The 20,440-nt window shown below is 52.2% G+C and carries 16 protein-coding genes; 10 read left to right on the forward strand and 6 right to left on the reverse strand.

What is annotated here, in order from left to right; all coding sequences use genetic code 11:
- Positions 1–142: 142 nt before the first annotated feature.
- Together torA and PsAD26_RS29000 are read left to right on the forward strand one after the other, a co-directional pair.
- The gene (gene torA, locus PsAD26_RS21675; protein WP_063312104.1) at positions 143–2,578 is read left to right on the forward strand and encodes a trimethylamine-N-oxide reductase TorA; all 2,436 of its coding nucleotides are present in this window, start codon (positions 143–145) and stop codon (positions 2,576–2,578) included.
- Positions 2,579–2,757: 179 nt separating this feature from the next.
- The gene (locus tag PsAD26_RS29000; protein ID WP_208985800.1) at positions 2,758–3,039 is read left to right on the forward strand and encodes a hypothetical protein; all 282 of its coding nucleotides are present in this window, start codon (positions 2,758–2,760) and stop codon (positions 3,037–3,039) included.
- A gap of 79 nt (positions 3,040–3,118) precedes the next feature.
- Here PsAD26_RS29000 and PsAD26_RS21685 read toward each other — a convergent pair whose 3' ends face one another.
- The 5 genes from PsAD26_RS21685 to PsAD26_RS21710 all read right to left on the reverse strand — a co-directional run bounded on the left by PsAD26_RS21685 (position 3,119) and on the right by PsAD26_RS21710 (position 8,890).
- Complete coding sequence (locus PsAD26_RS21685) at positions 3,119–4,453, reverse strand: sodium-dependent transporter (RefSeq protein WP_057462493.1); 1,335 nt, start codon at positions 4,451–4,453, stop codon at positions 3,119–3,121.
- A gap of 728 nt (positions 4,454–5,181) precedes the next feature.
- Positions 5,182–6,516, reverse strand: a complete 1,335-nt coding sequence (locus tag PsAD26_RS21695; RefSeq protein ID WP_063300829.1) for a sodium-dependent transporter — start codon at positions 6,514–6,516, stop codon at positions 5,182–5,184.
- A gap of 266 nt (positions 6,517–6,782) precedes the next feature.
- Positions 6,783–7,160, reverse strand: coding sequence for a hypothetical protein (locus tag PsAD26_RS21700; RefSeq protein ID WP_063300830.1), 378 nt, complete (start codon positions 7,158–7,160; stop codon positions 6,783–6,785).
- Between the two features lie 177 nt (positions 7,161–7,337).
- On the reverse strand, positions 7,338–8,327 hold the full coding sequence (locus PsAD26_RS21705) for a nitronate monooxygenase family protein (RefSeq protein ID WP_063312106.1): 990 nt from the start codon (positions 8,325–8,327) through the stop codon (positions 7,338–7,340).
- A 50-nt stretch (positions 8,328–8,377) separates the two neighbouring features.
- Entirely contained in the window at positions 8,378–8,890 is a 513-nt protein-coding gene (locus PsAD26_RS21710) for a helix-turn-helix domain-containing protein (RefSeq protein ID WP_057462497.1), read from the reverse strand.
- 336 nt (positions 8,891–9,226) lie between these two features.
- Between PsAD26_RS21710 and PsAD26_RS21720 the strand changes: the two genes are divergently transcribed.
- From PsAD26_RS21720 to PsAD26_RS21745, 6 genes are all read left to right on the forward strand, one after another.
- Positions 9,227–10,384, forward strand: coding sequence for a substrate-binding domain-containing protein (locus tag PsAD26_RS21720; protein WP_208985801.1), 1,158 nt, complete (start codon positions 9,227–9,229; stop codon positions 10,382–10,384).
- A gap of 11 nt (positions 10,385–10,395) precedes the next feature.
- Positions 10,396–11,745, forward strand: coding sequence for an extracellular solute-binding protein (locus tag PsAD26_RS21725; protein ID WP_063312232.1), 1,350 nt, complete (start codon positions 10,396–10,398; stop codon positions 11,743–11,745).
- An 88-nt stretch (positions 11,746–11,833) separates the two neighbouring features.
- Positions 11,834–13,165, forward strand: coding sequence for a sugar ABC transporter permease (locus tag PsAD26_RS21730; RefSeq protein WP_063312108.1), 1,332 nt, complete (start codon positions 11,834–11,836; stop codon positions 13,163–13,165).
- Positions 13,162–14,391 (forward strand): carbohydrate ABC transporter permease, encoded by a 1,230-nt coding sequence (locus PsAD26_RS21735; protein ID WP_063312109.1) that lies wholly within the window; start codon positions 13,162–13,164, stop codon positions 14,389–14,391. The genes PsAD26_RS21730 and PsAD26_RS21735 overlap by 4 nt, the downstream gene beginning before the upstream one ends.
- Before the next feature lie 39 nt (positions 14,392–14,430).
- Positions 14,431–15,717 (forward strand): trehalase family glycosidase, encoded by a 1,287-nt coding sequence (locus PsAD26_RS21740; RefSeq protein WP_063312110.1) that lies wholly within the window; start codon positions 14,431–14,433, stop codon positions 15,715–15,717.
- Between the two features lie 14 nt (positions 15,718–15,731).
- A complete protein-coding gene (locus PsAD26_RS21745; RefSeq protein WP_063292709.1) occupies positions 15,732–16,820 on the forward strand; it encodes an ABC transporter ATP-binding protein in 1,089 nt (362 codons plus the stop codon).
- A gap of 76 nt (positions 16,821–16,896) precedes the next feature.
- On the opposite strand, the gene PsAD26_RS21750 is transcribed toward PsAD26_RS21745, so the two are convergent.
- Positions 16,897–17,589: an OmpW family protein gene (locus tag PsAD26_RS21750; protein WP_063292710.1), complete on the reverse strand. Its 693-nt coding sequence runs from the start codon at positions 17,587–17,589 to the stop codon at positions 16,897–16,899.
- A 465-nt stretch (positions 17,590–18,054) separates the two neighbouring features.
- On the opposite strand from PsAD26_RS21750, the gene PsAD26_RS21755 reads away from it, so the two are divergent.
- Both PsAD26_RS21755 and PsAD26_RS21760 read left to right on the forward strand, forming a co-directional pair.
- Positions 18,055–19,197 carry an anhydro-N-acetylmuramic acid kinase gene (locus PsAD26_RS21755; protein ID WP_063312111.1) on the forward strand — a complete coding sequence of 381 codons (1,143 nt, stop codon included), beginning with the start codon at positions 18,055–18,057 and terminating at the stop codon, positions 19,195–19,197.
- A gap of 453 nt (positions 19,198–19,650) precedes the next feature.
- Positions 19,651–20,427, forward strand: coding sequence for an NAD kinase (locus PsAD26_RS21760; RefSeq protein ID WP_063289517.1), 777 nt, complete (start codon positions 19,651–19,653; stop codon positions 20,425–20,427).
- Positions 20,428–20,440: the final 13 nt, after the last annotated feature.

Consider the following 20,440-nt stretch of genomic DNA (forward strand, 5'->3'; position numbering starts at 1 on the left):
TCGATTTCACATCCCGTTCAATCAACGCGCGAACCACGTTTACACGCAGTGACTACGGTGAAACTCAAGAGAAAACAGGCTGTTTTCATCGAGCAACTTGCTCAACTCATCGATTGTCTGCCAAAATAAAAGGACAGCAGAGATGTCGAAAATCATTGCAAACTATACGTCTCGCCGTAGTTTCCTGAAAGGCGCATCCGCACTGGGCGCTCTGGGTGTATTGGCTCCATCCATCTTCTCACCGCGCTTTGCACAAGCAGCCGTCAACGGAGAAGTTCTCTCCGGTTGTCACTGGGGTGCATTCCGTGCAGTGGTTAAAGATGGACGCTGGACCGAAGTTAAACCTTGGGAGCAGGATCCACATCCTAGCCATCAGTTGGCTGGCGTCATGGACTCCGTCTACTCACCATCGCGCATCAAGTACCCTATGGTCCGCCGTGCCTACCTTGAAAAAGGCCGTGGTGCAGACGTTGAAGACCGTGGCAGCAACGATTTTGTGCGCGTCAGCTGGGACAAAGCGCTCGACCTTGTTGCTCAGGAACTCAAATACGCCAAGGCTACACATGGTCCACGCAGCGTCTTCACCGGCACTTATGGCTGGAAGAGCGCTGGCAAAATCCATAACAGCCGCAGCCTGTTGCGCCGCCTGATCAACCGCGGCCTGCAAATGCCAAACGTGACTCACACAGGCGACTACTCAACCGGCGCCTCTCAGGTGATCATGCCGCACGTCATGGGCACACTGGAAGTCTACGAGCAGCAGACAGTCTGGCCCGTTGTTGTCGACAACACAGAAGTACTGGTCGTTTGGGGTGCAGACCCAATCAAGACCAACCAGATCGACTGGCTGATCGCAGATCACGACAGTTACACCTATCTTGAAGAATTCAAGAAAACCGGCAAGAAAGTCATCTGTATTGATCCTTTGAAATCCAAAACCGCAGAGTTCATGGATGCAGAATGGGTACAGGTCAAACCACAAACTGACGTAGCACTAATGCTCGGCATGGCGCACACACTCTTTGTTGAAGAGCTGTATGACGCCGACTTCATGGATGAGTACACTGCAGGCTTTGAAAAATTCCTGCCATATCTGACTGGTGAGACAGATCAGACGCCAAAATCAGCTGCATGGGCTTCCGAAATTTGCGGCGTCCCAACTGATAAGATCAAGGAACTGGCACGCCTGTTCATGGGCAACCGCACCATGCTTACCAGCGGCTGGTCCCTGCAACGTCAGCATCACGGCGAACAACCACATTGGATGCTGGTGACGCTGGCTTCCATGCTAGGTCAGATCGGTCTGCCAGGTGGCGGCTTCGGCCTCTCCTATCATTACTCAAACGGCGGCACACCAACCTCCGACGGCCCTGCTCTGTCTGGCATGAACGATGGCGGCGCAATGGAAGGCTCTGTCTCCATTCCAGTGGCACGTGTTGTTGAGATGCTGGAACGTCCGGGTGAAGAATACGACTTCAACGGCACCTGCTATACCTTCCCCGATATCAAGATTGCCTACTGGGCTGGCGGCAACCCGTTCCACCATCATCAAGACCGCAACCGCATGATCAAAGCCTGGCAGAAACTGGAAACAGTGATTGTTCAGGACTACCAGTGGACCGCAACAGCACGCTTCGCAGATATCGTTCTTCCGGCAGCTTCAGCTTATGAACGTAATGATATTGAAGCGATGGGCTCCTACTCCAACAAAGCAACTGTCGCGATGAAGAAGATCGTTGATCCTGTCTTCGAAGCCCGCAGTGAATACGACATCTTTGTTGATCTGGCAGACCGCCTTGGCAACAAAGAAGCATACACTGACGGTCGCGACGAGATGGATTGGGTCCGTCACTACTACGAGCAAGCTCAAAAACAGGCAGCAAGCAAAAATCTTGAAATGCCTGCATTCGAGAAGTTCTGGGAAGACGGCATTGTCGTTCATCCGGTCTCACAGGCTGCTAAGGAATACGTCCGCTATGCAGACTACCGAGAAGATCCCCTTCTGGAACCGCTTGGCACACCGACCGGTAAGATCGAGATCTACTCCAAGAACATCGAGAAAATGGGCTACGATGACTGTCCTCCGCATCCAATGTGGATGGAACCGCTCGAACGCCTCGATGGTCCGGATGCCAAATTCCCGGTTCACGTCAATACGGGTCATCCAAATGATCGCCTGCATTCCCAGCTCTGCGGCACAGTCCTTCGCGAAGGATATGCAGTCGCAGACCGCGAACCATGCATGATCAACCCGAAAGATGCAGAAGCACGCGGCATCAAGTCCGGTGACGTCATCCGCATCTTCAATGATCGTGGCCAGACACTAGCTGGTGCAATCGTCAGCGAAGACATAATGCCAAGCGTCATTCGCCTTTATGAAGGTGCTTGGTACGATCCTGTCGAAGGTGGCAAAGTCGGCAGTCTCTGCGCCTATGGTGACGTTAATACCCTTACACCAGACCTTGGCACCTCCAAGTTGGCACAGGGCAACTGCGGTCATACAGTCATCGCAGACTTTGAGAAGTTCGAAGGCGAACTGCCAGAGGTTAAAGTCTTTACAGCTCCAAAGAACGGATAAATCAGGAACCAAATCGACACCAGAAAGGGCTGCCACGCGCAGCCCTTTTTTTGCACAATCCCAGCATTTTAGTCGATGTTTAGAGCCGTCAATCAGCCTTCAATAACTGCCATCACATAGCATTCAAGTTAGAAAACACGAGTATGCTAGAACCATTGATGAAATAGTCTTGCGGGGAAATGATGACAGAAAAACAGCAAAACACATCAGCCCACACCAAGGAAAAAATGGCGCGTCGCTATGACGACGATCATGAGCATAAACATAACAAAGATCGTCAGGAGTACGAGCGCGGCCAAAAAAGCCATCCCGAGACCCAACATGGAGGCGATCCGGAGGGCCACAAACACCCGCACAAGCACCGCCCTGGCAAAAGTCACTCGGACGATAGCCACCACCACACCAAAATGCATGACCATAAAGAACACACCAGAGAGCATCACAAAAAAGACGAGCATTGATCTCTAACTGGAAGTTCCTACGAAAACACCCCGACCATTTCTGATCGGGGTGTTTTTATTTCTCAGATTGTCAGCTGTATCAGCTACCCAGTAAACCGCTCAACATCACCCAGACAACAGCCAATGGAGCCACGATCCGCATGATCCATGTGAAGGCGCCCATCCACTTGAAGGTCAAAGATCCGTCGTTGCTCAACTCTTTGCCCATCTTCTCAAGCACAACCCAACCAGCAAACAGCGAGGTCAAAATACCGCCGATTGGCAGGGTGTAGTTGTCAACCGCATAGACCATCAGGTCAAAGAAGTTCATGCCGAACAGCTTGTACTCGCCCCAGACACCCAGAGCCAGTGAACATGGCACGCCGATCAGGAAGATCACAATGCCCACCACAATAGCAGACCATTTGCGCTCAATGCCGTATTCCTCTGCGAAGTAAGCCACCGGAATAGCCAACAAAGAGATGGAAGAGGTCAGAGCTGCAATCAAAAGCATGGCAAAGAAGATAATTTGGAATAGATAGCCACCAATCATCTCACCAAACACAGCTGGCAGAGTGATGAAGGTGAGGCCCGGACCAGCACCTGGATCCATGCCGAAGGCAAACACAGCTGGCAGAACCAGCAGGCCACCCAGCACACCAACCAGCGCCGCTAAGAATACCACCCAGCAAGACGCATTTGGAATGTCTGCATCCTTATCCAGATAAGAACCGTAGGTGATCATCGCGCCCATACCCAGCGACAGGCTGAAGAACGCCTGACCAAGAGCTGCGCGCAGCATCTCGCCATTCACCTGCGACCAGTCAGGGACGAGGAAGAACTCAATACCTTCCCAGGCACCCGGCAGGGTCACACTGCGCACCACCAGAACCATCAGCAGAATAAACAGCAATGGCATCAGGACTTTAACGGAACGCTCGATACCTTGAGCAACACCTGCAATCACGATCCCCATGGTCAACACCATGAACACACCGTGATAGAAGATCGGCTCCCATACAGCAGAGACCAAACCGCCAAACTGGGCTTCCAGAAGCTCAGGCTGTGCAGATTCAATGGTCCCAGCGATGCTCTTCACCAGATACGCGATCGTCCAGCCGCCAACAACGGAGTAGAAGGATAGGATCAGGAACCCCGTGATCACCCCAATCACACCTGTAACTGACCACAAGCGGCCACCCAGCGCGCGGAACGCACCAACAGGGTTCATCTTCGCTGAACGACCAATAGCAATCTCTGCCATGATCAGCGCTGCGCCGATAGTCGCCATGATGACAAGATAGACCACCAGAAAGGCGCCACCGCCCTGTGTGCCTGCCAGGTATGGGAATTTCCAGATGTTACCAAGACCGACCGCAGACCCTGCAGCAGCCATAATGAAGCCGAAGCGGCTTCCCCATTGCTCACGTTTCATTTTTTGTTATTGCCAATCAACATGTGATGGTTTGTTTCAATCAAGCGCAAAAGCTTGAAATGAATTCGTTGTTCCAGCTCTTTTGATGAAATCTTTAGCCTTGTTGACCTGACAGATTGTCGCAGGTAATTTCACTTACCTCAAAAAATATAGGTTTTTTACAGCTGCACTTAATGGGCGAATTCAAAATATAGTCACATACACCCATATTCTACCAACAAACAACGAAACCAACCATTAAATACATAAATATTGGCTGATCATACCACTTATTACGTTAACCACGCGACAGCAACGCAACTTCCTGCCACCACATGCAGCCCACAAGTTTTTTCGTCGCAGGCTCGGCTCACGCACCGCACCAACACAGGTCAGACACAAAAAAGCACCGCTCAAACGGTGCTTCTTTCTCTCGTTGGGACGGTGATAAGGCCTTATTCCTGAGGCCAACGTCCCCTTACACTGCGATACCTGGCCTGTTTTTCCTCGTCCAGACATACCATCTCACGCGGCAATCTGGCATTCATGGAATGCACCCAATAGCGCTTCAGCTGCCTCAACATAACCCTGTTCCTTATCAAGACCATCTCGGGTGAAGGGACTATGCCCAACAGGTACATTCTCCTCCCTCTTCCGGCCCAGATTAAGTCAAACTACGGATGACCATAAAACAGCATTAAAAAAGGCCACCAAAACTGGCGGCCTTTTCATTGTTTTTGAGTGAAGCTTTATGCTCCGAAGATGGAATGGACCATCACCCAGATGATCGCAAGCGGTGCAACCACACGGCACATCCACTTCCATGCTGTCAGATAGGCAAACGGACGCTCACCGTTATTGGTCACTTCCGCAGCAAACTTGTCATAGCTCACCCAACCAGCAACCAGACAGGTCGCAATCGCGCCAAGTGGCAGGAAGTAGTTGTCAGTGAGGTAGCCAAGGAAGTCGAAAATGTTCAGCTCGAAGAACGTGATATCGCCCCACACGCCCAGCGCCAAAGAACTTGGAACACCAAACAGGAAGATCACAATACCAACCCAGATGGTGGCCGCCTTACGGCCAACATTGAACTCTTCGCAGATGAACGCAACCACGACCTGCAGCAAGGAGATTGCCGAGGTGATCGCAGCCACAAACAGCAGTACGAAGAAGCAAAGCTGAATGAACATACCGAACGGCAGCTCAGCAAAGATCGCTGGCAGTGTGATGAAGGTCAGTCCTGGGCCTGCAGCCGGATCCATGTTGAACGCAAACACCGCTGGCAGAATAAGGAAGCCAGCCAGAACAGCGACCAGAAGATCAAGACCAACAACCCAAAGGGCTGCGTTTGGAATGCTCTCTTTATTACCCAGATAAGAACCATAGGTGATCAAAGCACCCATACCCAGAGACAACGTAAAGAACGCCTGCCCCAGAGCTGCGGCAACCATGTCCGCATTCAAATGAGACCAGTCAGGAACGAGGAAGTACTCAACACCTGCCATTGCCCCATCAAGGGTCAGAGACCGGATAACCAGCAAAGCCAGCAGAACAAACAAAAGAGGCATCATGATCTTAGATGCCTTTTCAATGCCGCCGGAAATACCGTTGATCACGATCAGCACGCCAATCGCCATAAAGGCAGCGTGATAAATGATCGGCTCAACTGCGTCTGTCACCAGCGCACCAAAGTGTCCCTCAAACTCCGCGCCTGAATAGCCAGAGAAGCCACCGGTGATTGTCTTAACCACGTAGGCGATGGTCCAGCCACCAACAACGGAATAAAACGAGAGAATAAGAAACGCGGTGAGAACCGCCATGAGACCAAAAATTGACCAACCTGCGCCGCCAACACGTTTAAACGCACTGAATGGATTGGCCTGAGCATGACGGCCCAGCGCAATCTCCGCGATCATCACGCACACGCCGATCGCGATCAAAAACGCAACATAGACAACGAGGAACGCCCCGCCGCCTTCCGCGCCAACCAAATATGGAAATTTCCAAATATTACCTAACCCAACCGCTGAACCTGCAGCAGCCAGAATGAAGCCGATACGACTTCCCCAATGCTCTCGTTGCATGTGACCTAAGCCATTCTTGTTGATTTTGCTTAAGTGTATTTTTGAAATCAACTTTCACAAGTTGCCCGATTCTAGCAATATAACGCTAGAGATACACCCATTTCATGCAACAGAGTTTCTCATATATGACCATCAGGTGTCACGATACCTATAAAAGTGTAATACTGATTACTACGCGGCATTTGGTGAGATTAACTCAACAAGATAAGTAGTATTGATTACTTTAGGCATGCAGCAACCAATACTACCAGTGATATATCTTATACTCAATTACACTTGGCGCAAGAGTTCGGCCATAGTGTCGTATTGCAAAGGGACTGGATGTTACTGACGATTGCATCCGCACCAACAGCTTTCGCACTCTGACAAGCACCGTTTGCATTACCCACGGACAACTTGCCATTCGAGACAACGGACAGCGGAAAACTCAGGTTGGTGCGTTGATAAACCAGCGAGTTTTGACCGCATTTGATCATCGGCATAGGTCCGTCTGCACTGCTTCCATCCGCATACAGCACATCACCACGGTTACAATACTGTGTCATGGGTGGAGTGACCTGGTTGGAACTCCCCTGAGCATAGCCTTCAGAGGCAACCATGAAAGGAACGGCCAGTAGAAGGCCGAGACACCAAAAGATACGCATTTTTCTTCCTTCTTGTTTGGTCCCGCCTCTACAAAAACATGGCAGGACATTGATAAGGACGAAACATCCGCACAGATGTGAAAGAAAAGGCTGCTGAGCCAAACCCAGCAGCCTTGTATTATGTATCAATATCGAGCTGGCTTGCCGGTATCACGCAAACCACCACGCAAGACCAGCTTACTCAGTCGGCTCCAGTACAGAGGCTTGTTCCGTCACCGCTTTGCGAGCGGCATCATACTCTGATGACAACCGTGCAACCAGATCGCCAGTGCTGCCGATGGTTCTCACCGCACCAATACCCTGGCCGCAGCCCCAGATCTCTTTCCAGCTCTTCGGCTTTCCCTTGTCAGCACTGTGAAAATCCATAGTCTTCAGATCGCCTTCCGGCAGATTGCTCGGGTCCATTCCTGCCTGCTCAATGGATGGCTTCAGATAGTTGCCATGCACGCCGGTAAACAGGTTGGAATAAACAATATCCTCTGCACCGCTATCAACGATCATCTGCTTATAGGCCTGCTGAGCATTCGCTTCCTCAGTCGCAATAAATGCAGACCCGATGTAAGCCAGATCAGCACCCATCACCTGTGATGCAAGAATAGATTTGCCAGTACTGATGCTGCCTGAAAGCAGAAGCGGCCCATCATACCATTCACGGATTTCCTGAATTAACGCAAACGGCGATGTTGTGCCTGCATGACCACCGGCACCTGCTGCCACTGCGATCAAACCGTCCGCACCTTTCTCAACCGCCTTATGTGCATGAGTGTTGGTGATGATGTCGTGCAACACGATGCCACCATAGGAATGAACCGCATCAAACACCTCTGGGCGTGCCCCAAGAGAGGTAATCACGATTGGCACCTTGTACTTCACACAAAGCTCAACATCATGCTGCAGGCGATCGTTGGAGCGATGCACAATTTGGTTTACAGCAAACGGAGCTGAAGGTTTGTCAGGATTAGCCGCATCATAAGCTGCCAGCTCTTCCGTAATCTGGATCAGCCACTCTTCCAGCTTTTCCTGCGGGCGGGCATTCAGTGCCGGGAACGAACCAACAATCCCCGCCTTACACTGGGCAATCACAAGATCAGGATTGCTGATGATAAACAGAGGACTGCCAACAACTGGCAGGCGCAACTTATTCTTTAAAATATCTGGCAGAGCCATTTCAAACACACTCCCTTACAATTCAATCCGCTGCTTGTTTGATCTCAAAATCAGGCAGCATCACCTCTCCGACGCTTCAATCTTTCCTGAATGTCCTGCATCATCTCACCACTCTGGTCATCAACCAGAGCCAGAACATCCCGGGCACTCAATTCTCTGTAGTCTTGCGAAAGCACACGCACATCACGCACTGGCTCTCCACTTTGCTTGTCCAGCAATTCCAGTCTCGGTCCGCCTTCACGAGCTTCCCAGCGCTCACTCCATTGGTGCAGCGCAATCATAACTGGATAAAAGTCCATACCCTTCTCAGTGAGCAGATAGACCGTTCCGCGCTTATCCTGCTGATCCTGTTCCTTCCGCAGCAACCCGGCCTGAACCAGACGCCTTAGTCGATCTGTCAGCACACTGGTGGAGATCTGCAAATGCCCCTGAAAGTCATCAAAGCGCTTGATGCCCTGAAACTGACATCTCAGGATAAGCAAGATCCATGGATCACCCATTTGCTCGATCGCTTGAGCAACCGCACAGTCAACACCTGCAAAGCTTCGTCGCGCTCCACTCATTCCCGGCTCCGGCACTTTCAATTTAACTTCGTTTAAAGAAGCTATTTCTAGTTGACCTAATGGGCAACCTATCTCTTTGGCCTAGTCTTCAATCGAGCTTCTGAGTCCTTTTAAAAGGAACCTCTCACTCCGAAAACGCACAGTTTCACCGCATACAGCCCGCTCACACCAAGTTGTCCCCAACTCCGCCAAACTTTTTTTTGGCTAAGTTTCGCTCACCGAAACCACCCGAAACCCTCTCTCGAAAAAACTTTGTGTTTCGGTTTACAAAACCGATTTCGGAGTTAGCAAAACCGATTTTGTTGACTTCCAAAATCGGTTTTGTAAGCATCATCAATGAAATCAGATCATGAATGGGAGCGATCTGATGACAACGTATTGGGTGGGAATTCTGTGAGCATCACTGACCAGAATGTGCAGCAGAGAAAATCTGTAACCATTGGAGACGTGGCACGCCATGTAGGTGTTGCAAAGGGCACCGTGTCCCGCGTCCTGAACAATTACACGGACATTTCCAAAGCGACCCGCGAGCGCGTTCTCAAAGCCGTAGAAGAGCTGGGTTATCGCCCCTCCTCCACCGCACGCAACTTGAAGCGCGGTCGTGTCGATACTTTCGGCATCGTATTATCGCTCTTGCCCGGCAAAGGCGCGGATCCGTTTCTCGCTGAGTTTCTGGATGGCATGACCCGCGCACTCAACGCAGTCGATAAAGACCTGCTGGTGACAACAGCAAGTTCTATGGATGATGCTGTTCTGGCAATCCGCCGCCTCATCTCCTCGCAAAAGGTCGATGGCTTCGTTCTCACCAAAACAGCCACCAACGATCCACGCGTGGATTATTTGCTGGACCGGGGTTTTCCGTTTGTCAGCCATGGCCGTACCGCTCGCGAAAGCGAGCACCCATGGTTCGACATCGACAACCACGCCGCATTCTATGCCGCCGCTAAAAAAGTCATTGCGCAAGGCCACACCCGCATCGCGCTGGTGATGTCCAACCCGCAAATGAACTTCAGCCGGTTGCGGATCGAAGGCTTTCAGCAGGGACTAGAAGATGCTGGCCTCGCCTTTGAAGACCAGCTGATCGCCGAGGCAACTCTGGACGAGCCGGGCGGAGAGCAGGCAGCTCTTCAATTACTGCGTCAGGACCGCCCGCCCACAGCCATCATCTGCATGACAGACGCTATCGCAATCGGCGTCACCAAAATCATCCGGCGCCATGGTCTGGTGATTGGAGAAGACGTGACAGTTATCGGCTATGACGGCCTGCCTGTGTGCGAACATTTTGACCCACCGCTCACCAGCTTCGCTCAGGAGCCCGTCCTTGCAGGTGGCACTCTGGCCGAACTTCTCACGAAAGCAATCAGCGGTCAGCCTGCCCGGGAACTGCAGATACTGGCCGAAGCAAGACTTATTCAGCGTGGCTCTGATGGACCGCCACGCAAAACACCTGAGGAGCTGAAAGCTCACCTCAGCGCATACTTCGCAACCGCATAATGGAGGAAATTATGTTCGGGAGGAACATTCTAAGGACAACTGCCCTTGTTGGCACACTTGCATTTGCAATGAGTGCTGCACAGGCAGAAGCACTGCGCTTCTGGACCACAGAAGAGCAACCAGCACGTCTTGCCAAGCAGGAGGCAATGGCAAAGGCGTTTACTGAAGAAACTGGCATTGAAGTCAATGTTATTCCGGTAACTGAAAAAGACATGGGCACCCGTGCAACTGCAGCTTATGCAGCTGGTGATCTGCCTGATGTCATCTACCATCCGTTGATCCACGTTCTGCCATGGGCGGAGGCCGGTATCATCGACACCGATGCAGCAACCGAAGTCATCGAGGATCTGGAAGAGAGAACCTTCGCATCCGGTGCTCTGAACATGGCAGCTTTGCCAGATGGCTACGCAGCTGTTCCGGTTGATGGCTGGACTCAGATGATCGTCTACCGCAAAGACCTGTTTGATGCGGCTGGCCTTGAAGCACCAAACACATACGCCTCCATCCTTGCAGCCCTTGAAAAACTGCACAACCCGCCAGAGCAGTTCGGTTTTGTTGCCGCAACAAAGATCGACGAAAGCTTCATGAGCCAGCTTCTGGAACATGTGCTTCTGGCTAACGGTGCAACCCCGGTTGACGAGAACGGCTTCAAAGCCTTTGACGAGAAGAAGCTGGCTGAAGCTCTGACTTTCTACAAGGTACTGGCAAAAGCATCCCCTCCAGGCGATCTGTACTGGAAGCAGTCCCGCGAACTCTATTTCGCTGGTAAGGCAGCCATGATCATCTGGTCCCCGTTCATTCTGGACGAGTTGGCAGGCCTGCGCGACAGCGCCCCACCTACCATCAACGGCGACCCAACCTCCAAAGAACTGGCAGGCAAAACTGGCGTTGTGACCACTCTGTCCGGTCCATCCAACAAAGCTGGCGCAGCGTGGGGCGACATTCGCTACTTCTCCATCACCAATGATGCAGATACGCAAGCCGCACAGCAGTTCGTGGAATACTCCATGAACGACGGCTACCTTGCGACACTATCCATCGCGCCAGAAGGCAAGTTCCCTGTCCGGCGTGGCAATGCGGAAGACAAAGAAGCCTTCATCAAAGGCTGGGCAACCCTGCCAGTTGGCGTGGATCGCAAAGCACCGCTCACAGAGCTCTACCCGGCTGAGACAATCACCCAGATTGTAGAGGGTCTGGACACGGCGAGCCGTTGGGGGGTGAAGGAAGGCCAGCTTAGTCTTGCATCCAAGATCCTGAACTCCATGGCCATCAACCGTTACACCCGCGAGTTTATTGATGACGAACTCTCTGCGCAAGAAGCGGTCACTAAGATCAATCAGGAACTTGCCAAGATCAAGTAAGGCCTGATGCCACGATCTCAGCCCGCAGGCCTCATGTCTACGGGCTCTCAACCCACCAAAACCACCGTGATATCAGGAGCACAGCGCAATGAGCGCCATAGCCGATCAGGCCGGAAAATCTGTTAGCACAACAGGTGAAAGCGTGAGCCAGCCGCCCAAAGGCGCAGGCCCCATGCAAAAGCGGGAAGCACGCCTTGCCTACACCATGCTGGCACCCACGTTTCTGATCATCCTCGCAATTGTTCTGGGACCTCTGGTCGCCAACTTCTGGATCAGCTTCAAGCCCGTGGAGCTGGGCGATCTGCGCGCTCCGAAAGTCCTCATCAACGAACGCGTCAAAGGCAAGCCGAAGCAGGCAAGCGATCCGGCAACGCTGGAGTACCGCGTCAGAAATTCCTCCCAGAAAAACTCCATCGCAGACGCAGGCTTTACCGATATCCTCCCACCCGGCTTCACCGCGCTAAAGCTGCCGGATGCCTGCTCTCTCAATGGGATCAACATACAGTGCGACCTTGGCACGCTTGAGGGCAAAGCCCGCAAAAAACTGGTCATTTCAGGCACAGTCTCTGACGAATACCTTGCCTTGAGAAAGCCGGAGAAAGCCAGCAAACCAGTCTCCTATGGCGACGCAGACAGTGTGCTCACCAACGGCACCTTTACACTCGAAAACTTCCGCCGTGTATTCGACAGTGACGAGTTCTGGAGCGTTTTGCGTGTAACGTTCTATTACACCATTTTCGGCACAGCGGGTGCGCTGGTCCTCGGTCTGTTTGCAGCACAGCTCCTCAACACCTCCTTCAAGGGCAGAGGTATTCTACGCGGGCTCTTCCTGTTCCCCTACGTGTCTCCGGTGATCGCCGTCGCCTTCACCTGGGTCGTGCTGCTGGATCCGTTCTCCGGAACCCTGAACGCTCTGCTCACCAAAATGGGTATTCTCGCAGAACCGGTAAACTTCTTCGGCCAGCGCGCAGTGGACCTGCACCTGTTCGGAACCTCCTTCGAGTTCCCTCTGGCGCTCTCAACTGTAATCGCGTTTGAAGCGTGGCGTTATTTCCCGCTGTCTTTCCTCTTCATTCTGGCGCGTATGCAATCCGTTTCAACCGACATCTATGAAGCGGCCGAAATGGACGGCGCTACTCCAATGCAGCAGTTCTGGTACATCTCCCTGCCGCAACTCATGGGCATTTTGTCAGTCCTCTTCCTGCTGCGCTTCATCTGGACCTTCAACAAGTTCGACGACATCTTCCTGCTCACGGGCGGCAATGCCGGAACACGCACCCTGACAGTGGATGTGTATGAGCAAGGCTTCGCCCTCTCCAATCTAGGTGCAGGCGCTGCTGTTGCTGTGGTCGTCTTTGTTGTTCTTGTCACCTTCGCCACCTTGTTCATTCGCTTCTCCACCAAGGAGGAAGGGCTATGAGATTGCTAAACAGCTACGTTCTTTCCGCCTTAAGCGGCGCCGTCTGGGGCTTTCTGGCCATGATCGTGATTGGTGTCACCCTGACACTCATCACTGGAGAGCTCGCCATCCCGCGAGTGGGTGCCGCCGTCCTCGCCTCCGCGCTGGGCGCACTCTTCACCCATCTCTGGGATGGAAAAACTCAAAGCGCCGGGCAAAAACATGCCCCTGCCGCAATCATCCTGCTGGCTCTGTTGGCAGCAACCTTCGGCGCTCCATTTGCTTTACCGCTTTCTGTCGAACCTCTCTGGCAGCTCCTCGCACTGGTCTCCTTCGTAGCCATAACCTTCTGGTCCAATCACCAGACAATGGCAGACACACCGAAAGGCATTCTCACGCGATACGAGAAGGAAGTCGTCTTCCTGCGTGTGGCCAAGGGTGTCGGCTTTGTCATCTTCACCGTTATGGTCGCCCTGCCGTTCTATGTCATGGTCATGACCAGCCTGAAGAGCCAGCAACAACTGCTCGGCAACCCACTGGATTTATCCATCGACCTCTCTGGCGGCCTGTCAGGCATGTTCCGTTCTTACGTGGAGCTGTTCGCCCAGTTCAACTTTGGCACCTATCTGACAGTCTCCGCCATTGTCTCAGTGGCCACCGTCATCCTGACGCTGCTGTTCTCAGTCCCGGGCGCCTATGCCGTCTCCCGCCTGAACTTCCCGGGTCGGTCCTGGATGTCCCGCTCCGTGCTGCTCATCTACATGGTGCCTGCAATCGTACTGGTGATCCCGCTTTACGCCGTTTTCTCTCAGTTGGGCCTGCGCAACTCATTGACTGGCCTGCTCATCGTCTATCCGGCAACCACCATTCCTGTTGCCCTGTACATGCTGCAAGGCTACTTCAAAGGCCTGCCTGCAGAGCTGGAAGAAGCCGGTCTGATGGATGGCCTCAGCCGTCTGGGCGTGATCCTCAAGATCACTCTGCCGCTGTCCTTACCAGCGCTGGCCTCTGTATCCCTTTATGTCTTCATGATCGCGTGGAACGAGTTCCTCTTCGCCTTCATGTTCCTGGATGATCCAGACATCTTCACCCTCTCCCGCGGTGTCGTGTCTCTCAATTCCTCTGAAGTCCCACGTCAACACCTGATGGCCGGTGCGGTCATCGCAACAGTCCCTGTTCTTGGCATCTTCCTGTGGTTCGAACGTTTTCTCGTTCAGGGCCTCACAGCAGGCAGCGTCAAAGGCTAAGCGGCACTGTCAAAAAGAAAAAACATCGGAGTATCTACTATGTCCGCACAACTCGACAATCAGGCCATTTCCATCCTTAAGGAAAATGATCTGGGCGGCTACACCATCCCAACCAAAGGCCTCTACCCTTACCAATGGAATTGGGACAGCGCCTTCGTCGCCCTCGGCTTTGCCACATTCAACATGGAACGGGCCTGGGAAGAGATCGAACTGCTCTTCGAAGGTCAGTGGGATAACGGCATGGTCCCACACATCATCTTCCGCAAAGATGACCCAAGTTACTTCCCAGGTCCCTCCGTCTGGGGAACCACAAACCCGAAGATCCCAACCTCCGGCCACTCCCAGCCACCAGTAGCAGCAACCGTTGTTCGCCGCTTGTTTGAGCAAGACAACACGGAAGCAGGCATAGAGAAAATCAAAACCCTCTTCCCTAAACTGCTGGCTTGGCACCGCTGGTACCACACCTACCGCGATCCGGAAGGTCACGGCGTGATTGCCATCATGCACCCATGGGAATCTGGTCGCGATAATCTGCCAGACTGGGACAACGCAGCAAGTCACGTCGATATCTCCGAAATCGGCGACTACACCCGCAAGGACACCTCACACGTCAATCCGGAGATGCGTCCGAAGAAAATCGACTACGACCGCTATCTGGCAATTGTGAAGTTTGGCCGCGACAATAATTGGGATCCAAAAATTGTAGCAGACCAGTGTCCATTCTTCGTCGCAGACCCAGGCAACACCTTCATTCTGCTACGCGCAGATCGTGACCTACTGGCCATGGCAGAAGCGCTGGGCGAGACAGACGCAGCAGAAGAACTGAAGGGATGGATTGCCCTAACAGAAAAAGGCATCGCAAAACTCTGGAACGAAGAGAAGCAAGCCTTCTGCACATACGACTTGCGCAACGATGTTTTGGGAGATGGCATCTCCAGCGCCTCATTCCTCGCACCATATGCAGGCATTCGCGAAGAGAAGTACATCAACCCAACACGCAAGCATTTCGATCGTATCGCAGCAAAGGTCAACTACACCATGCCAAGCTACGATCCGGATCATCCACTGTTTGAAAGCATGCGCTACTGGCGTGGTCCGGTCTGGGGCATCATCAACTACCTCATCGCAACTGGGTTTGCAGATATGGGCGATACAGCCCGGGCTGAGCGCCTGCGCACAGACACCGTTGCACTGATCGAAAAGAGTGATTTTGCGGAATACTTTGATCCAATCACGGGTGAAGGTGCTGGCGGCAACTCCTTCTCATGGACATCCGCTATCTGGCTCACATGGGCCACACCAAGCCTGATCGCTAAAGCAGCCTGAGGAGGAACGGAAGAATGGGAGCTATTCGCCTTGAGGGTGTCGAAAAATGGTTTGGTGATCTTCAGGTCATCAAAGGGATTGATCTTGAGATCAATCCCGGTGAGTTCGTCATCTTTGTTGGTCCCTCTGGCTGCGGCAAGTCCACCCTCTTGCGGGTGATCTCCGGTCTGGAAGAAGCCAGCCGCGGCAGCGTACACATTGACGGCAAGGACGTCACTGCTCTGCCACCGTCAGGGCGCGGGCTCTCCATGGTATTCCAAAGCTATGCACTCTACCCACACATGAGCGTGCGGGAAAACATGGGCTTTGCACTGAAAACCGCTGGCGCGCCGAAGTCCGAGATAGAAGCCAAGGTCAACAAAGCAGCCGCGGTCCTTCAGCTGGAGGAGTATCTCGATCGCCGCCCAAAAGCCTTGTCTGGTGGTCAGCGACAACGCGTTGCCATTGGCCGGTCCATCGTTCGCGATCCAGCTGCTTTCTTGTTTGACGAGCCACTCTCCAACCTTGATGCAGCACTGCGCGTTGAGATGCGTTTCGAGATTGCAAAACTACACCGCAATCTGGATGCCACCATGATCTACGTAACCCACGATCAGGTGGAAGCCATGACATTGGCAGACAAGATCGTGGTTCTGCAGTCTGGCCGCATCGAGCAAGTCGGCTCGCCTCGCGACCTCTATGAACGCCCAAACAACCTATTCGTGGCTCAGTTCATCGGCTCACCAAAGATGAACATCCTGCCCGTTGAGTTTGGCAAAGACACGTTCTCGTTGGCCGGACACTCTGAACAACCGTCCCCCTTCACACAAAACGAAGGCACTCCCATAAAGTTGGGCATCCGCCCAGAACATATCAGCGTGGTGTCATCTGCTGACGCTGCGATGACCGGAACGGTGGAACACGTCGAATACCTTGGCGCGGACCTGTTCATCTATGTCGCCGCTGAGAACTTGGGAACCGTCCTTGTAAGACTGTCAGGTCTGGAACATTACAAAGCGGGCGACACAGTCGGCCTCGCCTTTGACCCTGCCCTCACCCACTTCTTCGATGCAGAAGGGCAGGCGGTGCGGGTGAACACCGAAAAGGCGCTGGAAACCGCCTAAGAGCTTGGCATCACGCAAAACAAAAGGCTTGGGTGCTCACACATCCAAGCCTTACTTTTTAAGCAGCTATGAAGCCTTAGAAGCGATAGGTAACACCAGCACCAATCAGCCAAGGGTTAAGTTCAGCGGTACCCGAAACTTTTGCGTCGTTATTCAACGTTGCATCGTAGTCTGCTTCAAGGAACAATTTTTTAACGTCAAAGTTCACGCCCCAATGGTCGTCAACCATGTAGTCGAAACCAACCTGTAGAGCTGCACCAAACGTGTTTTCTATATCAAGTTTCTTGGAGTCTTTTCCATCGTCTTGATTATAGAAAATCGTGTAGTTAATACCTGCACCAATATAAGGCTTGAAAGCGCCAAAATTGGTGAAGTGGTATTGCAAAGTAAGCGTTGGTGGGAGGATCCAAGTCTCTCCAACGTCACTTACACCTATGCCTGGAAGGCTACCATCACCATCAACATCTGACCAAGTAGTCCCCAAAACCAACTCAGCTGCAATATTGTCAGTGAAGTAATAGGTGATGTCCAACTCTGGAACCACTGTACTCGAGTATGACAGATCAGACCCTGAGACACCGTTGACATGTCCCTCATCCATCGGAACCACACCCAAAGCGCGCACACGGATCTGCCAAGGGCTCTTTTCAGATGCAGCCGCAGCCATGATATCTTCCTGTGGCACAGGCATATCCGCTGCCAAAACCTGCCCGGCAGGCACCACCATCGCAGCAGTGACCATCAGGCCCATCACCCTTTTCAAACTCATCTCCACCTCCAGTTGAATAAGAGAATTTTACACTTATTCCAATTATTGAGAGTGGGGCATGTGAGCATTGAGGTGCATCAAACCAGCATTGATAATATAAGTACTATTTATAATAGTAATTTTGCCGGATAAAGAATGTGGAATGTTGATTTCAAATAGACATTTTCTGCATAAAAACTAACATACTCGTTGGAGCACAACAAGCCAAGTACGTTTTCATCATCTCAATTCATCACGTAATTTGATATGTAGAACGCACGGCGATATCTCCGATGAGCACAATCTCCAGCTAAAAACACACAACCCTCCATAGTTCCAGCGTTTGTCACCACGACCAGAAACAGCTATGAAGTTAAGACTTCGCGCAGGCCGGTCCACAAGGCACACACCCTTCCTTGCAGCATCAGGTTCCAACCGAAGTCTCTTCAGGTTTAAGTCTACCGGGTTTTGTGAGTGGGGGAATAAATGGCGGCACAGTGGTGCATCGGTCTGATGACCGGAACGGTAATGGACGGCAACGTCGACATCGCCATGCTGAAAACCGATGGACAAACCATCGAAGAGTTCGGCCCTTACACACTGGCAAGTTATCCCCCTGAAACCAATCAGCTGATCGCCGAAGCCATGGCCGCCGCTCAGGACTGGAATTTCGCATCCAAGGAACCTGAAATTTTCTCACGAGCGGAGAAAGCACTCAGCGAGGGACAAGCCCACGCAATTTCACATTTCCTTTCAAAAAACTCCATTTCAACGCAAAATATTGCGTTAATCGGTTTTCACGGCCAAACCGTCCTGCACCGCGCACCCAAAGGCAGCCAAAAAGGCGCAACCCGACAGCTCGGTGACGGCCAGATCATCGCTGATATCCTCGATATTCCAGTGATTTACGACTTCAGAACGCAAGATATCGAAGCAGGTGGACAAGGCGCACCCCTCGCAGCCATCTACCATCAGGCCCTCTTAAGAAGCGCCGGTCTATCCGACAATCCAACGGACACAGCAATTCTGAATCTCGGCGGCGTCGCCAACATCTCGTGGTGGGACGGGCATAACACCCTGATTGCCTTCGACACAGGCCCGGCCAACGCGCCCATAAACGACTGGATCAGCTCCCATAATCGCGGCGACATGGACCGCGATGGCCTCATCGCCGCCAGCGGACAAATGGACGAAGACCGCCTCAAAACGCTTCTCGAACACCCCTATCTCACCGAAGCCTTCCCCAAATCTCTCGACCGCAATAGCTTCACAAAAGACATGGCAACCGACCTTTCTCTGCAAGACGGCGCAGCAACGCTCACTGCATTTTCAGCAAGCGCAGTCGGCAAAGGGCTGGACATGCTACCAAAGCACCCGGCTCGCTTGGTAGCCTGCGGTGGCGGACGAAAAAACCCGCAACTTCTGAAAGAGATCGAAGCGCGGGCAAACGTAAAAATCATTCAGGCAGAAGAACTTGGCTGGCGCGGTGATGCAGTGGAGGCCGAATGCTTCGCCTTCCTCGCCGCCAGATGCGATCGCAATTTGCCAATCAGTTTCCCGGGAACCACAGGTGTTCCAGTGGCGATGTCAGGTGGTACAAAAGCAGTTCCGCACCAACACACCAGCTAGACAGACCTACCAAATGTAAAAAGGTGGGAGCTCTTGCCGCCGCGCAAAAGCTCCCACCGACCTCTTGTTTAAAGCTCAAAAGGTCTCACCGACAAATATCTATAAGAAAAGGTAAGCAGTATATTCTGGTCGCAACATTGTAGATAATTGATATCTTGAAATAATTTCAACCATCTGCAACACACTCAACATACTCGAAAGTTATTTTAACAAAAACCCCTCCAAACAACCAAAGCAACAACTGTTGCAATTCAGTACCTTGATGTTTATTCGAACACAAACAAGTAATATTGCACAAATAAACAACACAATACTTATAGTATCTATGTATATTTAACAGCCCAAACCGGCGGAACAAGCTCTAATCCATTGGCAATCCGACGAGAAGCGACATAAAGGCAGTTTGAATTTTCCCAAAGTCATGCTACCTCCTTTTTGAGGGAGGAGCCGTCTTTGAAGAGAAGAACTATCAACCGCATCGCCTTTGTTTCCAGCGATACGCCAGAAGCACTTGCTGCACGCCAAGCTCTTGAAAAGATGTACGGATCTGCTTCGCAAGACGACGCGGACGTCATTGTCGCGCTCGGCGGCGACGGAGTTATGCTCTCTTATCTACATAAGTTTATGAACAAAGGCATGCCGATCTACGGCATGAATCGCGGTTCAGTCGGCTTTCTCATGAACGAGTACAAGACTGAAGGCCTGATTGAACGCCTTGAAAAAGCAGAGATAACACCTCTCCATCCACTCAACATTGAAGCTGTCGACAAAGACGGAAACGAGTTCACCGCTCGTGCAATCAATGAAGTCTCTTTCCTGCGCAAATCCCATCAAGCTGCGAAACTGCGCATCTCCGTAGATGGCCGCGTCCGCATGGAAGAGCTGGCCTGCGATGGTATCATTATTTCTACTCCCCAGGGCAGCACAGCTTATAACCTGTCAGCCCATGGCCCGATCCTGCCGATTGACTCTCCCCTGATGGCACTTACACCCATCAGTGCCTTCCGTCCAAGACGCTGGCGCGGAGCTCTGCTCTCGACACAGAACACCGTTAAGATTGAAGTACTTGAAGCAGACAAGCGCCCGGTCAACGCAGCCGCTGATCACCGTGAGTTCCGAAATGTTATCAGCACGACCATCTATCAGGACGCGACAGCTCAAAGCTGCATCATGTTCGATAATGAACACAGCTGGGACGAACGTATCCTCTCTGAGATGTTTAAGTACTAAGACACAACCAGTT

Source organism: Pseudovibrio sp. Ad26, from assembly GCF_001623285.1.
Lineage (GTDB): Bacteria > Pseudomonadota > Alphaproteobacteria > Rhizobiales > Stappiaceae > Pseudovibrio > Pseudovibrio ascidiaceicola.

What these genes read in the sequence shown, in the direction of transcription:
- PsAD26_RS21695 (WP_063300829.1), bottom strand. Translation starts at nt 6,516, where the DNA reads ATGCAACGAGAGCATTGGGGAAGTCGTATCGGCTTCATTCTGGCTGCT.
- PsAD26_RS21685 (WP_057462493.1), bottom strand. Translation starts at nt 4,453, where the DNA reads ATGAAACGTGAGCAATGGGGAAGCCGCTTCGGCTTCATTATGGCTGCT.
- PsAD26_RS21710 (WP_057462497.1), bottom strand. Translation starts at nt 8,890, where the DNA reads ATGAGTGGAGCGCGACGAAGCTTTGCAGGTGTTGACTGTGCGGTTGCT.
- PsAD26_RS21720 (WP_208985801.1), top strand. Translation starts at nt 9,227, where the DNA reads ATGAAATCAGATCATGAATGGGAGCGATCTGATGACAACGTATTGGGT.
- PsAD26_RS21745 (WP_063292709.1), top strand. Translation starts at nt 15,732, where the DNA reads ATGGGAGCTATTCGCCTTGAGGGTGTCGAAAAATGGTTTGGTGATCTT.
- PsAD26_RS21725 (WP_063312232.1), top strand. Translation starts at nt 10,396, where the DNA reads ATGTTCGGGAGGAACATTCTAAGGACAACTGCCCTTGTTGGCACACTT.
- torA (WP_063312104.1), top strand. Translation starts at nt 143, where the DNA reads ATGTCGAAAATCATTGCAAACTATACGTCTCGCCGTAGTTTCCTGAAA.
- PsAD26_RS21755 (WP_063312111.1), top strand. Translation starts at nt 18,055, where the DNA reads ATGGCGGCACAGTGGTGCATCGGTCTGATGACCGGAACGGTAATGGAC.
- PsAD26_RS21740 (WP_063312110.1), top strand. Translation starts at nt 14,431, where the DNA reads ATGTCCGCACAACTCGACAATCAGGCCATTTCCATCCTTAAGGAAAAT.
- PsAD26_RS21730 (WP_063312108.1), top strand. Translation starts at nt 11,834, where the DNA reads ATGAGCGCCATAGCCGATCAGGCCGGAAAATCTGTTAGCACAACAGGT.
- PsAD26_RS21700 (WP_063300830.1), bottom strand. Translation starts at nt 7,160, where the DNA reads ATGCGTATCTTTTGGTGTCTCGGCCTTCTACTGGCCGTTCCTTTCATG.
- PsAD26_RS21705 (WP_063312106.1), bottom strand. Translation starts at nt 8,327, where the DNA reads ATGGCTCTGCCAGATATTTTAAAGAATAAGTTGCGCCTGCCAGTTGTT.
- PsAD26_RS29000 (WP_208985800.1), top strand. Translation starts at nt 2,758, where the DNA reads ATGATGACAGAAAAACAGCAAAACACATCAGCCCACACCAAGGAAAAA.
- PsAD26_RS21735 (WP_063312109.1), top strand. Translation starts at nt 13,162, where the DNA reads ATGAGATTGCTAAACAGCTACGTTCTTTCCGCCTTAAGCGGCGCCGTC.
- PsAD26_RS21750 (WP_063292710.1), bottom strand. Translation starts at nt 17,589, where the DNA reads ATGAGTTTGAAAAGGGTGATGGGCCTGATGGTCACTGCTGCGATGGTG.